The sequence below is a fragment of the Streptomyces phyllanthi genome, from assembly GCF_009377205.1.
GTDB classification, from domain to species: Bacteria; Actinomycetota; Actinomycetes; order Streptomycetales; family Streptomycetaceae; genus Streptomyces; species Streptomyces phyllanthi.
Genome location: NZ_VJZE01000454.1, coordinates 1 through 7370, shown reverse-complemented (window position 1 = coordinate 7370; position 7370 = coordinate 1). Strand labels below are relative to the sequence as shown.

Below are 7370 nucleotides of genomic sequence, written 5' to 3'. Positions count from 1 at the left end.
GCCCAGCACACCCCACCCCAGGACAGCCGGCCGGTCACCATTCCCGCGACGAGCGCACCGGCCGCCACGCACAGTCGAGCAGCTCGGCCAGGTCGGTCCAGAGGGCCGTGGCTCCCTCAGGCCACCGCCCCGATCCGCATCCGGATGTCATCCGGAGACAGGCTGCCCTTCGCCTCCACGAAGTCCCCGGAGGACTGCCCGCGCAGGCGGCGGCCGATCCACGGCACCAGGTACTCGCGTGCCCAGTGGATGTCGTCGCGGCGGATCTCCAGCGTGCCGCGCGGCGGCAGGGGTGGCCACGGCTGGTCCGGGTCGGCGGGGACCTCCATGCCCAGGATCTGACCGGCCCGCAGCGCCACCCGGGTGTGACCCTCGGGCGACAGATGCAGCCGGTCGTCGTCCCAGGCCCGCCGGTCCTGGACGGTCTTCAGCGACCAGAGGTCCAGCACCGGGCAGCCGTACCGGTCGGCGACGGCGCGCACATGCCCGTTGTACGTGGCGATCTTGCCGCGCAGGTGCTTCAGTACGGGCACTCCGCGCGTGTCGAACCCGGTGGTGACCATGACGGTGCCCACGGCGGCGGTGAGGGACGCCACGGCGCGCTCGAAGCGCTCGGCGACCTCGTCGGGGTCGGTACCGGGACGGATGATGTCGTTGCCACCCGCGCAGAAGGAGACCAGATCCGGGGCCAGCTCCCTGGCCCTCGGGAGCTGGTCCTCGACGATCTGGTCGAGCAGCCTGCCGCGTACGGCAAGGTTCGTGTACCTGAAGTCGCCCTCCGGCCGCCGGTCGGCGAGGAGCACCGCGAACCGGTCGGCCCAGCCGACGAACGCCCCGTCGGGACCGGGGTCGCCGACGCCCTCGGTGAAGCTGTCCCCCACCGCCACGTACGACCCGATCACTCCGATCACTGATCTGCTGTCATTCTTCGAATCGTCTGCCACATCGGCCCATGATTCCCCGTGGGATGTGAGCTACGCGACCGTAGGAAACGGTTGACGCGCGGTGAGATAAGCCACTCGTCACGTATTGGCCACCTTGGAACAGGCTTCTCATCAGGGGCGTTGGAGCAGTCGCCACACCCGGAAGTCCGTGATCCGGAAGTGGCTCCACACGGTCCGGAACGCGAAGTGCCCACTGGTGTACGGCTCTTGGTCGACATAGTCGAAGACGAGCCTGCCGTTGTTCCACCACTGGACCGTCGAACCGTCCGAGACGATCCGGACACGGTGCGGCTCGTTCGCGACCAACAGCGGCTCCGTGTAGTCGAGGATCAGCGGGCGGACTCCCGCCTCACCGACGTACCGGCGCAGCCGCGTCGTGGTGTTGTAGTTGGCCCCGTATCCCGCGTAGTACGTCTTCAGGAAGTCGTACTCGGCGAGCGCGCCCTTCCGCTCGGTGGCGAAGAGGTCGTCGGGGGACCGTACATCGACGGCGTTCCAGAAGTTGTTGAGGTCGGACACGCGGTCGTTGACGCCTCCCGCGGAGACCGGGGTGGCCGTGTACTCGATGACGTACGGGCCTTCGAGCCGTTTCCGGAACCAGACCGTGGCGCCACTCGGCACGTCGATCTCCAGGACGCCGTGCGAGGCGGTGACGGTGCCGCCCTCCTGCAGTTCGGTGGCCCACCGGCCGAGTCCGTGCCGGAAGTCGTCGTGGGCGATCAGCCGGCCACGTCCGCGCCGGGCGGCCGCGCTCGCCGCGCCGGCCGGACCGAGCGCGGCGAGGACGGCACCGGCGGCGAGGGCTCCGAAGGCTCTGCGGGTGGTCATGACGCTCCTTCTTTGCGGGGCTGCGGACAACATGGAAAGCGCTTGCCGCAGATCACTGTGTCCTGCCCGCCACCCCCTGTCGATACGCCGACCGGCCATGCCACGAGACCGCAATGCGCCGCTCATGCGCCCCTGCCCCACGAGGCGGACACACCGAAGGCCGGACCCCGCGATCCCCGGGGGTCCGGCCTTCTGATGCCGTCAGCGGCGGCAGAGCGCCGCGCACTCGGCGATACGCGTCAGATGCTGACGCCCTTCGAGCGCAGGTACGCCACCGGGTCGACGTCCGAGCCGTAGTCCGGACCCGTACGGATCTCGAAGTGCAGGTGCGGCCCGGTGACGTTGCCGGTCGCACCGGAGAGACCGACCTGCTGGCCCGCGCTCACGCTCTGGCCCGCCGAGACGGAGAGCGAGGACAGGTGGGCGTACTGCGCGTAGCGGCCGTCGGCGAGCCTGATGACGACCTGGTTGCCGTACGCGCCACCCCAGCCCGCGGAGACGACCGTGCCCGCGCCGACGGCCTTCAGGCTGGTACCGGTCGGGACCACGAAGTCGACACCGGTGTGGTAGCCGCTGGACCACATGCCGCCGGCCATCTTGTAGGGGGTGCCCACGGAGGCACCGGCGACGGGCAGCGTGAAGCCGGAGGAGTTGCTCGCCGCGCTCTGGTCGGTCGACGCGCTCGACTTCTCCGCCGGTGCCTCGGTCGCCTCCGACGGAGCCGACGAGGAGGCGGACGAGGACTCAGCCCTGGCCGACGCGTCGCTGCCGCCGCCCGAGGCACTGCCACCGCCCGACTGGGCCCTGCCGCCGAGGGTGAGCTTCAGGCCGGGGTGGATCAGCGACGGGTCGGAGCCGATGGCCTCGCGGTTGTCCCGGTAGATCCTCTTCCAGCCGCCGGTGACGTCCTGCTCCACGGCGATCTTGGCCAGATAGTCACCACGCCGCACCGAATAAGTGCGCGTCGAGTCCTTCTTGGCGGCGGACTTCTCGGCCTTCTGCCCGGCGGACTTCTCGGCCTTCTCGGTGACGGTCTTCTCGGAAACCGCGGTCGCCTTCTGGGAAACGGAGTCCGCGGGCGCCGCATGCGCTCCGGTGGCCCCGATCAGCGGAAGTGCGAGCGCGGCGCCACCGGTTCCGGCAGCGGCGATCGAGCGGGTGAAACGCTGGGACTTCGGACGGCGGTGCTTACCCCTCGCGGGCATGACGAATTCCTCTCCGGCGCCTGCGAGGTGAGCTGTCGGGTGCGGACTGGAGATGCCCGGCCGTACTCGCGCACGGCTTTACCCCAAGCCTGTTCCGGGACCGGAACAGGCGTTACTGCCTTTGGGTCCCCCGCTCCTGCCGTGCGTGGGTGAGTTCGCGGCTCCGGGCGGCGGCAGGATTCGGCGTCCGTCCGGATTGAGGCAGAACGTAAGCGACTTGCGGGCGCGGGGACAACCATAGGAATTTCCTGTGCGACTTCTTGCCTGGTTCTTACACGAATCGCCGGTCACACTCCGTAAATGAGCGATCTTCAACTTTTCTCAACCGCCCTGAGAACATGCGCCCATTACGTGAACATGACGGCGACTCAGCGTCACGGATATGACGCTGGTCACCCACCTTGAAACCACGGGACTTTATTCCGGGGCCAGTTGGACTCAAGGCTTCAATTCGGACAGAACACTCAGATGCGACGCAGACGGATAACCGTCGCATCGAAGTCGCCGCGCAGCCCTGTCGGCAGCCCGTGGTGCAACAGCACCGCGCCGCGGTGCACTTCGCCCGTTTCGCGGCATTCGTACGATTCAGCGGAGTCGAGGCCGCGCAGCCGGAGCGGGGCGGCCGGTTCGCCGTAGTGCTGGGCCTGGAGCCAGGCGAGCACGACGACCTCGTCGCCAAGGACGTACTGCACCGCGCTCAGCCCGCCGGCCGGCGGCCGCAGCCGGTAGAGGTCGCCCCGCTGCACGACGGGCCGGATCTCCTTGTAGAGCCCGACCCATTCGCGCGCCTCGGCGAGTTCCTCCTCACTCCACGTCGTGAGGTCGCCCCCCACGCCCAGCACACCCGCCATGGCGCTCACGAACCGGAGGCGCAGAGAGCTGACCCGCCCGTTGAGCTGGGTGTTCGGGCTGTCGGTGACCCATGCGGCCATGACCCGCGCCGGATGGATCTGGCTGAAGCCGTGCTGAATGGCGAGCCGGTCGAGCGGGTCGGTGTTGTCGGAGGTCCACACCTGGTCCGTACGCGCCATGACCCCGAGGTCGATACGCCCGCCGCCACCCGAGCAGGACTCGAAGGCGACACCCGGGTGCGCGGCCCGCAGCCGGTCGAGCAGCTTATAGAAGGCGTGCACGTGTTCGACCCACAGCTTCTGCGGATAGGGCTCACCGGGCCAGCCCGCGTCGGTGAAGGCGCGGTTGAAGTCCCACTTCACATAGTCGACGGGAGCGCTGGAGAGCAGGTCGTCCAGCTTCTCCCAGAGGTACTCCTGGACGTCACCGCGCGCGAGGTTGAGGACGAGCTGGTTGCGCAGCTCGGTCCGCTTCCGGCCCGGCTGGAACTGCACCCAGTCCGGGTGCGCCCGGTACAGGTCGCTGTCCGGATTGACCATCTCGGGCTCGACCCAGATGCCGAACTGCATACCGAGCGCGTGCACGTCATCGGCGAGCGGCTTCAGCCCTGCCGGGAAGCGGTCCGGATTGGGCGTCCAGTCGCCGAGCCCCGCCCGGTCGCTGGTCCGCTTCCCGAACCAGCCGTCGTCCACCACGAACAGCTCGACCCCCATGGCCGCGGCCCGCCGCGCCAGCTCGCGCTGCTGGTCCTCGGAGATGTCGAACTCCGTGGCCTCCCAGGAGTTGTAGAGCACCGGCCGGTCCCGGTCCGCGTCCGGGATGACGTACTCACGCTGGTACGCGTGCCAGGCGCGGCTCGCCCCGCCGTGGCCGCCGTCGCTCCACAGGCCCGCGAAGACGGGAGTGGTGTACGACTCCCCCGTCGCCAGCCGCAGCAGACCCGAGTCGTCGTACCCCGCCCCGCCGGTGATCTGTACGCGCGCGTCCGGCAGCTGGGCCACGCAGATGCGCCAGCTGCCCGACCAGCCGAGCGCGCACCCGTAGACCTCGCCGCGCTCCTCGGTCGCCCCCTCGGTGTCGAGCGCGACCCACGGGAGGTGCTGGTGCCCGGTGTGACCGCGGCGGCTGCCGATGACCTTCTCACCGTAGGTGAGGTCCGTCCGTACGAGCCGGGACTCGGCGGCCCACCGCCCGTGCAGCAGGGAAAGCCGCCAGTCCTCGCGCAGCGGCAGCGTCCAGGTCGCGGAGTCGGCCCGCAGCACCTCCACCACGGGGCCCTCGTTGGCGAGGGTCACCCAGCGCTCGACGACGTCGTGGCGCATCCGGTAGTGCAGCGTGATGCCGAGCCCGTGGTCGGTGAAGCGCAGTCGCAGCTCGTCGTCCTCGACCTCGTACGCGTGGAACGCCCACTCGGTACCGCGCACCTCGTCGGTACGGACGGACAGCGCGGGCCGTACGAAACGGGGACCGCCCTCGACCGGGTACTCCTCCTGCCCGTCGAGCTGGGATTCGAAGCCCCGGTACGGCGGCAGCGGCCGGCCCGCGAGCTCCTCGGCGTCGGCGAGCTCGATCCGCGGGCCCCAGTGCAGGTGCAGGAGACTGTCGTCCTCGGTGAGAGACAGCGCGTAACTGCTCGTGGGTCCCGACAGCAGCCACGTACGGCCGTCTCCGCCGATCTCCAACATCAAGCCTCCAACAGATTCGAACACGTGCGATCAGGCGCCAACATCATCCCAGGCCGCCGGAGCCGCCTCGCATTGCCTGTGGACAACTCGCCGGGCCTTCGAAGGCATGTCGTATCGTCGAGGACGCAACCGTCGGTGTGCGGAGCCGAGCACCGCCGACGTCCGGCTGGGAGGAGCCCCCGTGACGCAGCAGGTCCCGTCGACCGAGCCCGAGTTGACCGGCGTGCGGAACTTCCGTGACGTGGGCGGCCTGCCGACCGTGGACGGCCGGCGCGTGGCCCACGGACGGCTGTTCCGCAGTGGCCATCTCGCGCACGCGACCGACGAGGACGCCTCGTTCCTGACCTCCCTCGGACTGCACACGATCTTCGACTTCCGCAACGCGGCCGACCAGAAGCTGGAAGGCCCGGACGTCGAGCTGCCGGGCGTGCGGAACGTCAACCTGCCGCTGACGGACCCGGCGGACGGCGCCGAGTTCTGGAAGATGGTCCGCGACGGCGATCTGGACCAGCTGCGCTCGCTGCTCTCCGACGGCAAGGCGGCGAACCGGATGATCCACTCGTACCGCACGATCATGACGCGCCGCACCGACGAGCACTCCCAGGTGCTGCGCGCCCTCGCCGAGGACAGCGTCCCCGCCCTGATGCACTGCGCGGCGGGCAAGGACCGCGCGGGTCTGTCCATAGCCGTGACGCTCCTCGCCGTCGGTGTCGAGCGCGAGGCCATCGTGGCCGACTACCTGGAGTCCAACGCCACCCACCGCCGCTACAAGGTGCACCGCAACGGTACGTCGACGAGTGCCTACTCCCCCGAGGTCATGGAGCTGCTCAACCCGCTGTTCGACGCGCGCGCCGAGTACCTGGAGGCGGCGTTCGAGACAATCGAGCAGAACTGGGGCGGCGTGGACGCGTATCTGGAACAGGGCCTGCGCATCACACCGCAGATTCGGGAGCGGCTGCGCGAGCGGCTCCTCGACTGACGGCTGCTCGGCTGTCGGCTCCTCGGCCCCGGAGCGTTGTCCCTCGGCGCGCTACTTGGCCCCCGCCTCGAAGAGCAGATAGACGAAGGCCGCGAAGAGGTGGCCCACCGCGATGTAGATGATCAGCCGTACCCACAGGGCACGGGGGAACTTCTCTTCCATGTCGCTCACGGGGCTTCTCCGGTGGTCGTGGGCCCGAGGCACAGCGCGGCCGTGGGGCTCTGCAGCAGGGTGTGGACGAAGAGCAGATCGACGCCGTCCCGGTCGCCGGCCGCTATGCGGTGCGGGGTCAGCGAGTCGAAGTGGGCGCTGTCCCCGGGAGCGAGCACATGCGTGGCGTCCCCGAGGCTCAGCCGCAGCCGCCCCTTGAGGACGTACAGCCACTCCTCTCCGGGATGGACGCGCACGATGTCGCCCTGCGAGCCGTACGGCACATGCACCCGGAGGGCCTGCATACCGCGCCCCGGCGCGCCCGCCTGCCAGTAGGTCCAGCCACCCGCCCGGGTCGGCTCCATGTCGGCGGCGCGGACGACCGCGTCCCGTTCGGGGACCGTCTCACCGAGCAGCTCCGAGACCGTCGTACCGTAGACGCGGGCCAGTGCGAGCAGCATCGGCAGGGAGGGCTGGCGACGGCCGGTCTCCAGCCGGGAGAGATGCGCGGGGGAAAGCCCTGCGTCCCGCGCCGCGGCCTCCAGTGTGAGGGAGGCGCGCCGGCGCAGGGCACGCAGCTGCGGGGCGACGGCGGGGAGGTCCGCGGCGGGGTCCGGAGCCGATGCCGGGTCAACGGTGCTCATGTCGTTGATTCAGCCAGACCTTTGCCTGCTGGGCAAATTCCTTGCCTCTCAGGCAAGAGCGGGTGATGTCGGCAGGGTGGGTT

General features: G+C 69.8%; 7 protein-coding genes and 1 riboswitch. Of the genes, 1 reads left to right on the top strand and 6 read right to left on the bottom strand.

Annotated features, from left to right (window positions below; genetic code table 11):
• Positions 1-116 precede the first annotated feature (116 nt).
• The 4 genes from FNH04_RS37735 to FNH04_RS37720 all read right to left on the bottom strand — a co-directional run bounded on the left by FNH04_RS37735 (position 117) and on the right by FNH04_RS37720 (position 5514).
• Positions 117-902 (bottom strand): SGNH/GDSL hydrolase family protein, encoded by a 786-nt coding sequence (locus FNH04_RS37735; protein ID WP_322725007.1) that lies wholly within the window; start codon positions 900-902, stop codon positions 117-119.
• A 153-nt stretch (positions 903-1055) separates the two neighbouring features.
• Entirely contained in the window at positions 1056-1772 is a 717-nt protein-coding gene (locus FNH04_RS37730; protein WP_152790345.1) for a DUF6250 domain-containing protein, read from the bottom strand.
• Positions 1773-2011: 239 nt separating this feature from the next.
• Positions 2012-2977, bottom strand: a complete 966-nt coding sequence (locus FNH04_RS37725; protein WP_152790344.1) for a M23 family metallopeptidase — start codon at positions 2975-2977, stop codon at positions 2012-2014.
• A gap of 4 nt (positions 2978-2981) precedes the next feature.
• A riboswitch (cyclic di-AMP (ydaO/yuaA leader) is annotated at positions 2982-3139 on the bottom strand.
• Positions 3140-3441: 302 nt separating this feature from the next.
• Positions 3442-5514 carry an alpha-galactosidase gene (locus FNH04_RS37720; protein ID WP_152790343.1) on the bottom strand — a complete coding sequence of 691 codons (2073 nt, stop codon included), beginning with the start codon at positions 5512-5514 and terminating at the stop codon, positions 3442-3444.
• 181 nt (positions 5515-5695) lie between these two features.
• Between FNH04_RS37720 and FNH04_RS37715 the strand changes: the two genes are divergently transcribed.
• Entirely contained in the window at positions 5696-6493 is a 798-nt protein-coding gene (locus FNH04_RS37715; RefSeq protein ID WP_322725005.1) for a tyrosine-protein phosphatase, read from the top strand.
• 51 nt (positions 6494-6544) lie between these two features.
• Here FNH04_RS37715 and FNH04_RS37710 read toward each other — a convergent pair whose 3' ends face one another.
• Together FNH04_RS37710 and FNH04_RS37705 are read right to left on the bottom strand one after the other, a co-directional pair.
• The gene (locus FNH04_RS37710; RefSeq protein WP_322725004.1) at positions 6545-6664 is read right to left on the bottom strand and encodes a DUF6126 family protein; all 120 of its coding nucleotides are present in this window, start codon (positions 6662-6664) and stop codon (positions 6545-6547) included.
• Positions 6661-7287: a helix-turn-helix domain-containing protein gene (locus tag FNH04_RS37705; RefSeq protein WP_152790341.1), complete on the bottom strand. Its 627-nt coding sequence runs from the start codon at positions 7285-7287 to the stop codon at positions 6661-6663. The genes FNH04_RS37710 and FNH04_RS37705 overlap by 4 nt, the downstream gene beginning before the upstream one ends.
• Positions 7288-7370 lie beyond the last annotated feature (83 nt).

Bases quoted from the DNA above. Each gene is read 5' to 3' on its own strand.
- FNH04_RS37720 (WP_152790343.1), bottom strand. From the start codon at position 5,514: ATGTTGGAGATCGGCGGAGACGGCCGTACGTGGCTGCTGTCGGGACCC.
- FNH04_RS37725 (WP_152790344.1), bottom strand. From the start codon at position 2,977: ATGCCCGCGAGGGGTAAGCACCGCCGTCCGAAGTCCCAGCGTTTCACC.
- FNH04_RS37730 (WP_152790345.1), bottom strand. From the start codon at position 1,772: ATGACCACCCGCAGAGCCTTCGGAGCCCTCGCCGCCGGTGCCGTCCTC.
- FNH04_RS37705 (WP_152790341.1), bottom strand. From the start codon at position 7,287: ATGAGCACCGTTGACCCGGCATCGGCTCCGGACCCCGCCGCGGACCTC.